This is a genomic window from Desulfurispirillum alkaliphilum (genome assembly GCF_055378285.1).
This window is the reverse complement of record NZ_AP042405.1, coordinates 2,561,959-2,575,000: the sequence shown is the minus strand read 5'-3', so window position 1 is coordinate 2,575,000 and position 13,042 is coordinate 2,561,959. Positions and strand designations below refer to the sequence as shown.

The 13,042-nt window shown below is 54.7% G+C and carries 12 protein-coding genes and 2 rRNA genes (1 of these 14 cut by a window edge); 5 read left to right on the top strand and 9 right to left on the bottom strand.

The genetic code is table 11. The features are described from left to right. Both ACZ46I_RS11560 and rrf read left to right on the top strand, forming a co-directional pair. Positions 1-1,057: ribosomal RNA gene (locus ACZ46I_RS11560) — 23S ribosomal RNA — on the top strand (it extends 1,833 nt beyond the left edge of the window). A gap of 133 nt (positions 1,058-1,190) precedes the next feature. Next, positions 1,191-1,305, top strand: a 5S ribosomal RNA gene (gene rrf, locus ACZ46I_RS11555). Positions 1,306-1,525: 220 nt separating this feature from the next. On the opposite strand, the gene ACZ46I_RS11550 is transcribed toward rrf, so the two are convergent. Together ACZ46I_RS11550 and ACZ46I_RS11545 are read right to left on the bottom strand one after the other, a co-directional pair. Then, on the bottom strand, positions 1,526-2,506 hold the full coding sequence (locus tag ACZ46I_RS11550; protein WP_464280882.1) for a metal ABC transporter solute-binding protein, Zn/Mn family: 981 nt from the start codon (positions 2,504-2,506) through the stop codon (positions 1,526-1,528). 115 nt (positions 2,507-2,621) lie between these two features. Continuing rightward, positions 2,622-3,650: an HD-GYP domain-containing protein gene (locus ACZ46I_RS11545; RefSeq protein ID WP_013505706.1), complete on the bottom strand. Its 1,029-nt coding sequence runs from the start codon at positions 3,648-3,650 to the stop codon at positions 2,622-2,624. A 128-nt stretch (positions 3,651-3,778) separates the two neighbouring features. On the opposite strand from ACZ46I_RS11545, the gene ACZ46I_RS11540 reads away from it, so the two are divergent. After that, positions 3,779-4,195, top strand: coding sequence for a secondary thiamine-phosphate synthase enzyme YjbQ (locus tag ACZ46I_RS11540; protein ID WP_464280881.1), 417 nt, complete (start codon positions 3,779-3,781; stop codon positions 4,193-4,195). Between the two features lie 841 nt (positions 4,196-5,036). On the opposite strand, the gene rbr is transcribed toward ACZ46I_RS11540, so the two are convergent. From rbr to pyk, 7 genes are all read right to left on the bottom strand, one after another. Beyond that, positions 5,037-5,630: a rubrerythrin gene (gene rbr / locus ACZ46I_RS11535; RefSeq protein WP_013505708.1), complete on the bottom strand. Its 594-nt coding sequence runs from the start codon at positions 5,628-5,630 to the stop codon at positions 5,037-5,039. Positions 5,631-5,719: 89 nt separating this feature from the next. After that, entirely contained in the window at positions 5,720-7,036 is a 1,317-nt protein-coding gene (locus ACZ46I_RS11530; RefSeq protein WP_464280880.1) for a sodium:solute symporter family protein, read from the bottom strand. Continuing rightward, positions 7,037-7,501 (bottom strand): deoxycytidylate deaminase, encoded by a 465-nt coding sequence (locus ACZ46I_RS11525; RefSeq protein ID WP_013505710.1) that lies wholly within the window; start codon positions 7,499-7,501, stop codon positions 7,037-7,039. A gap of 3 nt (positions 7,502-7,504) precedes the next feature. Beyond that, complete coding sequence (gene glyA, locus ACZ46I_RS11520) at positions 7,505-8,767, bottom strand: serine hydroxymethyltransferase (RefSeq protein ID WP_464280879.1); 1,263 nt, start codon at positions 8,765-8,767, stop codon at positions 7,505-7,507. A gap of 54 nt (positions 8,768-8,821) precedes the next feature. Further along, positions 8,822-9,490 (bottom strand): riboflavin synthase, encoded by a 669-nt coding sequence (locus ACZ46I_RS11515; RefSeq protein ID WP_013505712.1) that lies wholly within the window; start codon positions 9,488-9,490, stop codon positions 8,822-8,824. A gap of 99 nt (positions 9,491-9,589) precedes the next feature. Continuing rightward, positions 9,590-10,129 (bottom strand): dUTP diphosphatase, encoded by a 540-nt coding sequence (gene dut / locus ACZ46I_RS11510; protein WP_226508916.1) that lies wholly within the window; start codon positions 10,127-10,129, stop codon positions 9,590-9,592. Positions 10,130-10,141: 12 nt separating this feature from the next. Then, positions 10,142-11,566 (bottom strand): pyruvate kinase, encoded by a 1,425-nt coding sequence (gene pyk / locus ACZ46I_RS11505; protein WP_013505714.1) that lies wholly within the window; start codon positions 11,564-11,566, stop codon positions 10,142-10,144. Positions 11,567-11,654: 88 nt separating this feature from the next. Between pyk and ACZ46I_RS11500 the strand changes: the two genes are divergently transcribed. Continuing rightward, positions 11,655-12,650 (top strand): adenosine kinase, encoded by a 996-nt coding sequence (locus ACZ46I_RS11500; protein WP_013505715.1) that lies wholly within the window; start codon positions 11,655-11,657, stop codon positions 12,648-12,650. Between the two features lie 88 nt (positions 12,651-12,738). After that, a complete protein-coding gene (locus ACZ46I_RS11495) occupies positions 12,739-13,041 on the top strand; it encodes an ATP-dependent Clp protease adaptor ClpS (RefSeq protein ID WP_013505716.1) in 303 nt (100 codons plus the stop codon). The last annotated feature ends 1 nt before the right edge of the window (position 13,042 follow it).

The following is a 13,042-nucleotide window of genomic DNA, read 5'->3' as shown; positions in this document are numbered from 1 at the left end:
GCCTGCCCGGTGCCGGAAGGTTAAGAGGAGAGGTCAGCGCAAGCGAAGCTTTGAATCGAAGCCCCGGTAAACGGCGGCCGTAACTATAACGGTCCTAAGGTAGCGAAATTCCTTGTCGGGTAAGTTCCGACCTGCACGAATGGCGTAACGATCTGGGAGCTGTCTCGGCTGGAGACTCGGTGAAATTGCATTAGCGGTGAAGATGCCGCTTACCCGCAGCAAGACGGAAAGACCCCGTGCACCTTTACTATAGCTTGGCAATGATACTCGGTGTAGTATGTGTAGGATAGGTGGGAGGCGATGAAGCGTGTACGCCAGTATGCGTGGAGCCATCCTTGAAATACCACCCTTACTGCACTGGCTATCTAACTTACGCCCCTTATCGGGGTGAAGGACATTGTCTGGTGGGTAGTTTGACTGGGGCGGTCGCCTCCGAAAGAGTAACGGAGGCGCGCGAAGGTTCCCTCAGGACGGTTGGAAATCGTCCATCGAGTGTATTGGCATAAGGGAGCTTGACTGCAAGACCCACAAGTCGAGCAGGTACGAAAGTAGGTCAAAGTGATCCGGTGGTTCCGCGTGGAAGGGCCATCGCTCAACGGATAAAAGGTACGCCGGGGATAACAGGCTTATCTCCCCCAAGAGTTCACATCGACGGGGAGGTTTGGCACCTCGATGTCGGCTCATCGCATCCTGGGGCTGGAGCAGGTCCCAAGGGTATGGCTGTTCGCCATTTAAAGCGGTACGCGAGCTGGGTTCAGAACGTCGTGAGACAGTTCGGTCCCTATCTGCTGTGGGCGCAGGATATTTGAGAGGATTTGTCCCTAGTACGAGAGGACCGGGATGAACGAACCTCTTGTGCACCGGTTGTTTCGCCAGAAGCACCGCCGGGTAGCTATGTTCGGAATGGATAACCGCTGAAAGCATCTAAGCGGGAAGCCAGCCTCAAGATAAGATATCCCCATGAGAGTCCAGGAAGACGACCTGGTTGATAGGCTGGATGTGTAATCACCGTAAGGTGTTCAGCAGACCAGTACTAATTCTCCATTGTTCTTTTTCTGGCTTGATGCGCACCGTGCATTTTTTGATCTTGACGCTTCAGATCAAAAGAGATACAACCCTGAGTGTTTGAAAGAAACGCATATTCAACTCGACTGCCAGTCAGTCACGCAAAACCGTTTTTAACCGTTTTGCCTGGTACCTATAGGGCAGAGGCCACACCCGTTCCCATTCCGAACACGGAAGTTAAGCTCTGTTCCGCCTACGATACTTGGGCTTAAGCCCTGGGAAAATCGGACGGTGCCTGGCAAATTACCTTATAGATCAGCCCCGCAGGAATCTTCCTGCGGGGCTGATTGCGTTGGAAAAGACAGGCAAAAGGTAACAGCAGACAAACAGCCGGAGAACTCCTCCGGCTGTTGTACAGGGAAATCAAAAGCGGTAGCGGAAGCTCAGGCGAATGTCTGACGCGCTGTCAACACCTGCAGCCAGGCGAGCTGGAAAACGGCGCTCCAGGACATATCCTTCTTTATTTCAGGGCAATAAGCAGATTCTCCAGGTTTTTTCGCATAAGCGAGAAGTACGTTTGACCAGCTGCGAGATCTTCTCGTCGCAGATTTTCTATGGGATTGAGCACCAGGGTCTGAGCTCCGGTTTCGGTGGCAATTGTCTGGGCTACCCGGTTGCTGACGGTGGTCTCAAAGAAGACGTACCCGATGTCATTGGCTCGCAGAAAGTCTATGATGGCCATGACCTCACGCTGGCTGGGTTCTGAGCCCGGGTGAACGCCGGCTATGGCTATCTGCTCAAGGTCATAGCGCTCTGCCAGGTAGGAAAACGCTTTATGGGGTACGACAAAGTGACGGTTTGTCAAGTCCCGCAGGCTCTCAGTGTACTGCCTGTCCAGTTCAAGGAGTTCATCTTTGAGATGTTGGAAGTTCAAGGAAAAGAAGGGGGCATGCTCTGGCTGCAGTTGAATCAGGGTGTCATGAATTTTTTGCGCCTGCTGGAGGGCAAGGGTAGGGTCAAGCCAGACATGGGGATCGTCGGGGCCGTGGTCGTGATGATGGTGATGATGATGTCCAAAGAGGGAGCGCACTTTTCCCCAGGCGCTGCTGAAAAAACCATGGGAGTGGTCGTGATGATGGTGATCATCATCAGCTGCAAGAAGATCCATGCCCTCGGTAGTATTGACTATAGTCAGTTGATGGTCGCCTTCCAGTGCCTTCAGCAGTTTGTGAATCCAGAGTTCAAAGCCCGCGCCATTATAGACGAATATATCCGCCCTGGTTATCTCCAGCATTTGGCGGGCAGTGGGTTCATAGTCGTGAGCGTCGGCGCCTGGAGGAAGAATTGACTTTACGTTGACTTTTTCGCCGCCGATTCGCTGACTGAATTCCGAGAGGGGATAGGTGGATGCGTACAGGGTCAGAGGAGCGGTCTGCTCCGCCCATACCGGGGTGGTAAGAAGAATCAACGCTGCCAGGAGAGAGAGGGATATTGCGCGCATGCTGGTGCTCCTTGTTTTTGAGGGTTGCATGGGGAGCACTGTACGAAATTTGCACGCTGAAGTAAAACGAAATCGTAACGATTACGATATATGAGGTCGCTGGTGCAGTTGGGGTTCAGCTGTCGGGAAACTGCTTGCGAATAAGCCAGAATTCTTCTTCGTTACGCAGGAAGGCATCTACGATTTCCGGATCGAAGTGCAATCCTCGCTCTTCGAGGATAATCTGATAGCACTGTTCACGGGGAAAGGCTGGCTTGTAGCAGCGTTCACTGCTCAACGCATCAAAGACGTCCGCAAGGGCGACGATGCGTGCGCTGATTGGAATATCATTACCTTTGAGACCGTAAGGGTAACCGAATCCATCGAAACGTTCGTGGTGATAGAGGACGATATCCCTGGCGATGCGCAGGAACTCTGAGCCGATCTCCTGATAGGCTTCATCGAGAATGGTTCCGCCGATTACCACATGTTCTTTCATGAGTTCGAACTCCTCTGTGGTAAGTTTCCCTGGTTTATTGAGAATTTCGTCGGGTATGGCCACCTTGCCGATATCATGCAGACTGGAGAGAGAGAATAACGTTGTGATAATACTGTTGTTCAGATCACTGTGACCATGCTCAGCCAGATCCTGGGCGAGCAGCCGGGTATAGTGCTGAACTCGCTCAATGTGGAAACCGGTTTCCGGGCTGCGATAGTCGGTGAGTTTTGCCATCAGGAGGATGATGCGTTCCTGGCTCTGGATGCGGATAAGTCGCTCGGATGCTTCGAGGCGAACGCGCATTTCATCGGGATGAAAGGGTTTGACAAGATAATCGCTGGCGCCGAGTGATATGGCCCGGATGATGTTCTCTTTTTCCGCCAGAGAACTGAGGACTGTGATATGGGTATACTGAATTTCGTGTTTACGGATCTGTCGAATGAGTTCGAATCCGTCCATATTGGGCATTTCCAGGTCTGTGATCACTACCCGAGGTTGTATGGCGCGGAATATCTCTAATGCCTCCACGCCATCTGAGGCGCTGAGGACATTGTAGCCAAGGGTTTGCAGGTGATTATCAAGTATTTTTCTCTGAACCCGGGAATCTTCTGCTATGAGTATAGTAGTCGCAAAGCTGCTCTTACTTGGTGTGATCTTTTCGTTCATGGACTCAGGGGCCTCGTTGCAACCATCGCTTACTGGTTATGACGTTTGAGTGGAAAGTATACACAATTCCAGCGGTAAACATTACCATGGAACACCTTAGTTGGAAATACTTTTTCTGGAGACATATTATGAAAAGTTACCGTAAAGAATTATGGTTCTGTGCTTCTCAGCGTCGGCAGCTCATCAATATTACACCGCAGTTGACCGAATGCCTGAGGGAAAGTGGAATTCGGGAAGGGCTTCTGCTGTGCAATGCCATGCACATCACTGCCAGTGTCTTTATTAATGATGATGAGGGGGGGCTGCACCAGGATTTTGAGCAGTGGCTGGAGCAGCTGGCACCGGAAAAGCCCTATTCGCGTTATCGTCATAACAGTTATGAGGATAACGCCGATGCCCATTTGAAGCGAACCATCATGGGACGGGAGGTGGTCATTGCGGTAACCGAGGGGAAACTGGACTTTGGTCCGTGGGAACAGGTCTTTTATGGGGAGTTTGATGGAATGCGCAAGAAACGGGTACTGGTGAAGATTATCGGGGCCTAAGCTGAACGGGGAGGCAAAGTGCCCCCCCGTTATCAGTTGTGGGTTACCACTCAAGTTTCGCATCTTGTTGTCTTAGGTTAAGGTGTTATTATTCTGATATTTATCGCGCTGAGACTGTATTGGTTTTGAATACTTGACTTATCTTGTATTCCACTTTTGTTTCCGGATATTGTCCTTTTTGACCGCGCAAAAAGGACCCAAAAACGCGCCCCCCGAACGCCCGTTTTTCCGGCTCGTTGGCTTGCCTGTTCTGGAGATCCGGCAGCAGGCTGCCCAAAGAGGCCCATCTGCTGCGTTGCCGGGCATCGCTCGTCACTGCGACGTACAGGGAGTACGCCTCCCTTCTCGCTTTGCCCGCGCCTTGCACCTGGGCCTCTTTGCGTTGCCTGACCGCTGCCTCCCTGCAGTGCTGCCGGACCACTCACTTCCTGTGAGTGTCCTGTTCAGGTCTTGCCAGCCAGGCGTCGCACTCACCGGACGGGCTCAGGGGGGGGAACGGCCTGCTTCTGCATCTCCCCCGTGTGCTGGCCCAGCCAGGACGCGCTGACTGGAACGCTATGGACCCGCAGGGTTGACGCCACGAGGGCGGCAACCGCAAACCAAAAGCCACGGAGGGCGGTTGTTTGCGGTCCCCAGTTCCAGGCAAGCGGACGGCTGAAAAGGACAGCACTGGGGGTCGCTTCCCAGCCACTTTTGGCGACCCAAAAGTGGCAAAAGAAACTCATAAACAGGGTGAGGGCAATGTCAAGCGACGCAGTCTGTGCAGAACCATTTCCTCCATTTCAGCATGGCATGTGGGTCGGCGCCGACAACCTGCCGCTTCGGGGGTGCGAAACTTCAGTTACCAGTTGTAAGCCTTGATCTCAAAGTGATTTTTGGGGTGAGCGCAGGCGGGGCAGAGGTCAGGAGTTACCAGGTCGTCGTGGACATAGCCGCAGTTACGGCACTTCCACTTGACTGCGGTTTCCCGTTTGAATACGCGGTCTTTGATGATGTTGTCCACAAAGGCCAGGTAGCGTTCTTCGTGTTCCACTTCTACCCGCGCAATGTTCATGAAGATACTGGAGATTCCGGCAAATCCTTCTTCTTTGGCAATTTTAGCGAAACCAGGATAGAGGATGGTGTGCTCTTCATGTTCGCCAGCTGCAGCTTCCTTGAGGTTAAAAAGAGTGTCTCCCAGGGCCACGGGATAATCCGCATTCACATTGACCATTTTGGGTTGCTCGTCAATGCCATCGAGAATTGCGTCAAAGAAGCGCTTCGCATGGGCGCGCTCGTTGTCGGCAGTCTCCAGGAAAATTTCTTCAATCTGGTTGTAGCCGTCCTTGCGGGCGCGGGAAGCGTAATACGTGTAACGCATGCGCGCCTGGGATTCACCGGCAAACGCTTTCATAAGATTTCCAAGGGTTTGTGTGCCTTCAAGTTTTTTTGCCATTGAGGCCTCCTTCATGATCTAGTGCTTAGGGGGTTAACAGGAATGGATTCCATAGTTAGGAATTATTCTTATATAACTGAACGTAAAAGTCAAGAAATACCCCTGCGGTGGGCAAAAGAGCGCATTACCTGGAACAGGAATACATTGAATCCTATAGCTGCAAGCACCGGATTGACCAGCTCCTGGGATGATAACTCAAGCAACAGGGCGAGAGCTCCGGAAACAGTCATGGTAAGGGCGGCAGCCCATGGCCGTGCCCGCAGGCCGAGGAAGGCGTACAGAACCAGCATGGCCGGGCCGGCTGCGTAGAAGGTGTACGCAGTCTTCATCATGTCCAGGATATCCGAAAAGTACAGGGCCAGCAGAATTCCACTGATGCCCATGACCAGGCTGGCGAACTTGAGAACATTCAGAGACAGCGCATGGCGAAACAGATCCCGGTTGAGGGTGGTAACCGCTGTCATTAACACGGTGTCAGCAGAGGATATCATGACCAGCAGAAACATGATCCGCAACAGTGCGTCAAAGGGTGAACTGAAAACCGTGTCTATGATGGTGGGGAAGAGCAGGTAGCTGTTGGTGAGCGCTGGCAGCACTGTCAGTGATTTCCATGCGATATATCCGATGGTCAGAGAAATACTAATTTTCAGGATGCCACCGAAAATAAGTCCCTGCCGGGCAGAAGCCACATTTCGCGAATACAGGGCGCGGCTGCTGACATCGGGCCCGGTCAGGCCGGAAAGAAACATCATGATGAAAAAGGCCAGCTGTTTGGCGGTCTCCAGTGACTGGGGGACGTGTTGGGGGGTGTAGGTGCTTTCGGCGGTGAACATGACCACCGCGAGGGTGATAAAACCACCGACCATGATGGCTGCCTGGAGAATATCCGTGTAAAAGACACCGCGCTGGCCACTGAGGAAGATGTAGAGCAGAAAACACAGCCCTGCGGCAATAATCGCGCTGTTGCCCTGCAGGAAAAAGTCTGGCGGGAGAAAAAGCGTAAAGGACTTTATCAGCAGACCGAACCAGGTCAGTTCAACGAGGACGATGAAAATAGCGCTGATGCGGCCGACCATCTTTCCGTACTGCAGTTCCAGATAGTGGGCCAGGGTGTCGGCACCGCTGTTGCGCAGAGTACGGGCAAAGAAGAGGCCGAAAACCAGCAGGCCAATGCCAATGGGAAGGTCTATCAGCAGTCCGCTGGGTCCATGGTGATAGACCATATGGGCCAGCACAATGGTCGCGCTGCCCCCTATGGTCGTTGCCGCTGTGGAAAGGCCGCTGAGCCAGCCGGGAATATTCTTCCCGGCGTAGAGCCAGCCTGAGGTGTGGGTGTTTTCGCGAAAACGCCAGCCGAGGAGGATAAATGTACCGAAAATACCGGCAAACAGTATGGTAAAGGCCATTCAGCTCTTCTCCTCCAGCTGGATGCAGTCGATATTGGCTTCCTCGAAATACTGTCTGGTCATTTCGTCGGGGTAGCCATGGACGTACTTGACCTCACGTATCCCTGCGCCGATGATGATTTTTGCACAGATGGAGCAGGGTTGATGGGTGCAGTAGAGGGTTGCCCCTTCAACCGATGTCCCAAATCGCGCGGCCTGGAGAATGGCGTTCTGCTCGGCGTGCAGTCCGCGGCATATTTCATGCTGCGTGCCACTGGGTATATTGCGCTCATCGCGCAGGCAGCTGCCGATTTCCATGCTGGAACGCACACCTGGTGGAGCGCCATTGTAGCCGGTCGCAATGATGCGCTTTTCCCTTACGATAATCGCGCCGATCTGGCGACGCAGGCAGCTTGAGCGTCGGCCAACCTCAGCGGTTATATTCATGAAATACTGATCCCAGCCGGGACGCGCGCGATTTTCCATGGATCAGCAGCTCAGCTGCTGCAGCAGGTCGCGGTAGAGGGGGAAGCGGGCGCTGAGTTGATGAACCTCGGTGCGTACTTCCTTCTCTACAGCTTCGTTCCCCATGTTTTCCAGTATGCGCACGATCATGCGTGCCACCGCGCGCGCTTCCGCTTCTTTGAAGCCACGGGTGGTGATGGCCGGAGTTCCGACCCGGATACCGCTGGTGACAAAGGGGCTGCGCGTATCAAATGGTACGCCGTTTTTGTTCACGGTGATGTCGGCATTACCCAGTGCCTTTTCCGCATCCTTGCCGGTAATGTCTTTGCTCGTAAGATCGATCAGGATGAGGTGGTTGTCCGTGCCACCACTGACCAGATGAAAGCCAGCCGCGCTCAGTTCCTCCGCCATGGCTCGTGCATTGCGAACCACCTGCTGCTGGTAGCTTTTGAACTCAGGGCTGAGTGCTTCCTTGAAAGCGACCGCTTTGCCGGCGATGACGTGCATCAGCGGGCCACCCTGCATGCCGGGGAAGACCCGTGAATTGATTTTTTTCGCGATGTCCTCGTCATTGGTCATGATCATTCCGCCACGGGGACCACGCAGGGTCTTGTGGGTGGTGGTGGTGACCACATGGGCGATGCCCACGGGGCTGGGGTGTTCACCGGCGACGATCAGGCCGGCGATGTGGGCAATATCGGCCACCAGGAAGGCGCCAACTTCGTCGGCAACCTTGCGGAAAGTGGCGAAATCAATAACACGCGGATACGCCGAAGCACCACAGACGATAATTTTGGGTTTATGCTCAAGGGCAAGGCGACGAACTTCATCATAGTCAATCTGTTGGGTGTCCTGGCTGACCCCATAGGAGACGATCTTATAGAGCAGTCCTGAAAAATTGACGGGGCTGCCGTGGGTCAGGTGCCCACCATGGGCCAGATTCATGCCGAGAATGGTGTCACCGGCATCGCACAGTGCCATGTAGGCGCCCATATTGGCCTGGGAGCCGGAGTGGGGTTGTACGTTGACATATTCGCAGCCAAAGAGCTCCCTGGCACGGGCAATAGCCAGGTCCTCGGCCTTGTCCACCGCCTGACAACCGCCATAGTAGCGCTTGGCAGGGTACCCTTCGGCATATTTGTTAGTCAGGGTTGATCCCACGGCCTCCATGACCGCCGGACTGGTGAAGTTTTCACTGGCGATGAGTTCAATGCCTTCTTCCTGACGCATTGTCTCTTCACAGACGATATCGAAGATTTCACGGTCGACTTGCTTCAGCTGTTGCATAGGATTCACCTCGTATATTTGGAAAAAATAAAAAATGGCAGTCTGTTTGAAGGATTACATGAAGCCGTGCTGACGCAGCAGCTCCATGGAGACGCCACCCTGGGATGCCGGGGTGGCGCCGGATGTGCCGAAACCGAGCAGTCGCTCAATGTACTTGGCCACCAGATCGCACTCAATATTCACCACATCACCGGATTTTTTTGTGGTCAGTGTGGTCAGTGACTGGGAGTGGGGTATCAGGTTGAAAGTGAAGGATGCTGTCGCGGTATCCACATCAAATACGGTCAGGCTGACGCCGTCGATGGAAGCGGATCCGCGTTCGATAAAGTAGCGGATGCACTCGGGCTGGTGCAGTCTGAGGCGAAACTTCCAGGAGTTGCCATCCCGTGAAATATCCATGATCTGCGCTGTGGTATCCACATGGCCCGCTACCATATGACCATCGAAGCGACCGGTGGCTGCCATGGCCCGTTCAACATTGACCCCGTCACCGCTTTTGAGTTGTCCCAGGGAGGTCACTCTCAGGGACTCATTGGAGATATCTGCCTGAAATCCGGCACTGTCATGCCTGGTTACGGTAAGGCAGACACCGTTGACGGCAATGCTGTCACCATCTTTGACACCACTGAGCACATGGTTGCAGCCAACACTGATGATGGCTCCGCTGTTGCTGCGGTGTATGGAGAGAACGTTGCCGACTTCCTCAATGATTCCAGTAAACATGGTGTCTGCCTTGAAAGTGTAATGTTGCCGGGGTGAGCGGAATACTGCACAGGACACGGAATGTACTGAAAGTTCCGCGTTTTGACAAGGGCAGCCTGGTTATTCAATGCCGCTGGAGCCAAATTTTTGCGTGCCGCGCTGGCTTGGTGAGAGCTCTTCGCTTATGACCAGATTGACGCGGGGCACGGGCAGGATCAGCATCTGACAGATACGGTCGGCATTTTTGATCAGGAAGGGTTTGGCGCTGAGATTGGCGGCGATGAAGTGAACTTCACCGCGGTAGCCGCTGTCGATGGTGGCCGGGGAATTCGGGCAGATCAGGCCCTGCAGGCTCAGCCCACTGCGGGGACGTATCTGGGCCTCGTAGCCATCGGGAAGTTCAATGGCCACGCCCAGGGGAACCGGATGAATGAAATCCACATGCAGGTGATTGCGGTCAATACGCCTCTGCTGGCACCAGCGGGCCGTACGTTCCTGGGCGTCATCAACGTTGGACGCCCACTGGGCGGGCATCAGAAGCAGATCCTGATCCAGGCGGGCGTAGCAGTCAAGGCCTGCGTCCCCTTCATAGGTATAGCGGGGAATGATGCCGCCTTCGATCAGTTGAATCCGTATGTCGAGGGTTCTGATGTGTTCCAAGGGTGCCTCGCCTCAATCCAGGGTAATGATTTGCAGAAAATTGCTCTCGCCGTGGTGCTCGAAGGGGTAGCTGCTGGTGATAATGACCTTGTCGCCGGTTTTCACCACGCCGCGATACTCCGAGATGCGCCGCGCGCTCTCCATGAGCTCCTCAATGGAGTGTACGGGTTCGATAAGTACGGGATGAATACCCCAGAGCAGGCTCAGCCGCCTGTACAGGCTGACATGGGGAGTGAAGGCCAGCACGGGAATGCGGGGCCGGTGGCGTGAGGCCAGGCGGGCAGTGCCCCCTTTCTGGGTATAGACCCAGACCGCCTTAATGGGAAGCCTGTTGGAAATAGCTTCAATGGCGCCACCAACCGCGTGGGGAACCGCGTCCACATCGGCAAAGTTCATGGCCTCAAGACGCAGGGCGTGATCCTGCAGCATGCCCCGCTCCACTTCGGTTGCGATACGCGCCATCATGCGCACGGCATCCACAGGATATTTTCCCCGTGCCGTTTCGCCACTGAGCATCACCGCGTCGCTGCCATCCAGGATAGCGTTGGCCACATCACTGGCTTCAGCTCTGGTGGGCCGTGGATTGTTTATCATGGACTCCAGCATCTGCGTTGCCGTTATCACCGGGATCGCGCGCGCATTGGCCATGTGGATAATGCGCTTCTGGATAAGGGGAACCTGCTCCGGCGGAAGTTCAACACCCAAGTCTCCCCGCGCCACCATGATGCCGTCGGCGATGGAGAGAATCTCCTCCATGCGGTCAACAGCTTCAGGCTTTTCTATCTTGGCGATTATGGGGGTATTTTTGCCCTTGCCGGCGATGATGGTTTTGAGTTCCTGTACATCGGTGGCGGAACGCACAAAGGAGAGGGCTATGTAGTCCACCTCCTGTTCCAGCCCGAAGCACAGGTCCTCGTAATCCTTTTCCGTGATGGCCGGGATACTGACCTGAACTCCCGGCAGATTGATACCCTGCTTCTCTGCCAGGGTGCCGCCGTTGAGTACTTCTGTCTGCACACTCCGGTCGTCGGCGGAGATAACCCGCAGCTCGATCAGGCCATCGGAGAGGAGAATGCGATCGCCCTTCTTGACATCCCGCGGCAGGGGGGTGTAGGTGGTGCTGACCTGTTCATTGTCGCCGATGATATCGTCTATGGTGATGGTGAATGTCTGGCCGACCCGCAGTTCCACCGGCGTGGCGTCCCTGAGTTTTCCGGTGCGCATCTTGGGCCCCTGAAGATCCTGCAGGATGGCGACGGGAATGCCCATTTCCGTGGAAACTTCACGGATCGTGCGGATCACCTCCGCGTGATCGCTGTGGGTGCCGTGGGAGAAGTTCAGGCGCGCGACACTCAGACCAGCGCGGATCAGGCTGGTTATAGCCTCTTTTGAGTTCGAAGCTGGACCTATGGTGGCAACTATCTTGGTTTTGCGCATGGTATTTGACCCTCCCAAATGGCAGAAATGTGTGTATACTACACCACAAAGCCTCTTCCTCTCCAGTTCTATTTCAAGGAGTACTCAAATGGTCCCCACCTATCACGTCTATGGCATTGGCAACGCACTGGTTGATTACGAATACAGGGTAAGTGATGCCCTGCTGGCTCGTATGGGCGTGGAAAAAGGGGTGATGACCCTTGTGGATGAGGCTCGTCAGCAGGAAGTGCTGGGTGCCCTGGGGGACACTTTCTGTAAGCGCGCCAGTGGCGGCTCGGCTGCAAACACCCTGATAGCGGTTTCCCAGCTTGGGGGTCGCGCTTTCTACTCCTGCAAGGTTGCCAGCGATTACAATGGCGACTTTTACTATCGCGACCTGGTGGCAGCCGGAGTGAATACGAATATCGGCTCTGCAAACCGCGAAGCCGGAGTGACCGGCACCTGCCTGGTCATGGTCAGTGAAGATGCCGAGCGCACCATGAATACCCACCTTGGCATAACTGCGGCCATTTCGGAAGCGGAGCTGGTGGAAGAGGCGATTCTTGACTCGCAGTACATCTATATGGAAGGGTATCTGGCCCCTTCGCCGAGTGGGCAGCAGGCGACGCTGAAGGCCCGCCAGATCGCCCGGCGTCATGGCGTCAAGGTGGCACTTACCTTCTCGGATTCCAATATGGTGCGTTTTTTCCGTAAGGAGCTCGACCTCATGGTTGGTGATGGCGTGGACATCCTCTTCTGCAATGAAGCGGAAGCACTCCTGTACACCGGCAAAGCAGACATCTTCGCTGCCGCCGACGCGCTTCGGAACATTGCTGGCACCTTCGCCGTAACGCGCGGTGAGCAGGGAGCCCTGCTGTGGGACGGCAACGCCATGGTTGAAGTGCCAACTCCCAGGGTGCAGCCAGTGGACACCAACGGTGCTGGCGATATGTTTGCGGGAGCCTTCCTCTATGGCATAACCCATGGGCTGAGCTTTCCGGCAGCTGGAAAACTGGCCTGTACAGCGGCAGCGCACGTGGTGACACAGTTCGGCCCGCGATTGACCCTGGAGCAGACGCGCCAGCTACTGGAAGAAATGCACTGAATCTGCTACAAGGAGCAGTAAAGAGAAATGCTCCCGGGGTGCTTTGTGCGAGCACCGGTGGCACGCACAACACGGAACAGGATTTTTTATGTCAAGCAGTAAGCCGCGTATTGAAGAGGAACTGGATCTGGCTGTCAAGGAGCCGCGCCCCTATATGGTGTTGCTGCTCAATGACGACTTCAGCACCTGGGACTTTGTGGTCGAAGTGCTGGTGCGGGTTTTCCGTAAAACCCGCGACGATGCCGATAAAATTACCTATCACGTTCACCATAATGGTCAGGGCGTTTGTGGAATCTATCCCTTTGAAATTGCCCAGACAAAGGTTCAGCAGGTGCATGAACTGGCCAAATCCCGTGGGTATCCCCTGCGCTGCGTGATGCGGGAGGTGTGAC

Excerpts from the sequence above, each read along its gene's own strand:
- ACZ46I_RS11550 (WP_464280882.1), bottom strand. The coding sequence starts at position 2,506 with ATGCGCGCAATATCCCTCTCTCTCCTGGCAGCGTTGATTCTTCTTACC.
- ACZ46I_RS11545 (WP_013505706.1), bottom strand. The coding sequence starts at position 3,650 with ATGAACGAAAAGATCACACCAAGTAAGAGCAGCTTTGCGACTACTATA.
- ACZ46I_RS11540 (WP_464280881.1), top strand. The coding sequence starts at position 3,779 with ATGAAAAGTTACCGTAAAGAATTATGGTTCTGTGCTTCTCAGCGTCGG.
- rbr (WP_013505708.1), bottom strand. The coding sequence starts at position 5,630 with ATGGCAAAAAAACTTGAAGGCACACAAACCCTTGGAAATCTTATGAAA.
- ACZ46I_RS11530 (WP_464280880.1), bottom strand. The coding sequence starts at position 7,036 with ATGGCCTTTACCATACTGTTTGCCGGTATTTTCGGTACATTTATCCTC.
- ACZ46I_RS11525 (WP_013505710.1), bottom strand. The coding sequence starts at position 7,501 with ATGGAAAATCGCGCGCGTCCCGGCTGGGATCAGTATTTCATGAATATA.
- glyA (WP_464280879.1), bottom strand. The coding sequence starts at position 8,767 with ATGCAACAGCTGAAGCAAGTCGACCGTGAAATCTTCGATATCGTCTGT.
- ACZ46I_RS11515 (WP_013505712.1), bottom strand. The coding sequence starts at position 9,490 with ATGTTTACTGGAATCATTGAGGAAGTCGGCAACGTTCTCTCCATACAC.
- pyk (WP_013505714.1), bottom strand. The coding sequence starts at position 11,566 with ATGCGCAAAACCAAGATAGTTGCCACCATAGGTCCAGCTTCGAACTCA.
- ACZ46I_RS11500 (WP_013505715.1), top strand. The coding sequence starts at position 11,655 with ATGGTCCCCACCTATCACGTCTATGGCATTGGCAACGCACTGGTTGAT.
- ACZ46I_RS11495 (WP_013505716.1), top strand. The coding sequence starts at position 12,739 with ATGTCAAGCAGTAAGCCGCGTATTGAAGAGGAACTGGATCTGGCTGTC.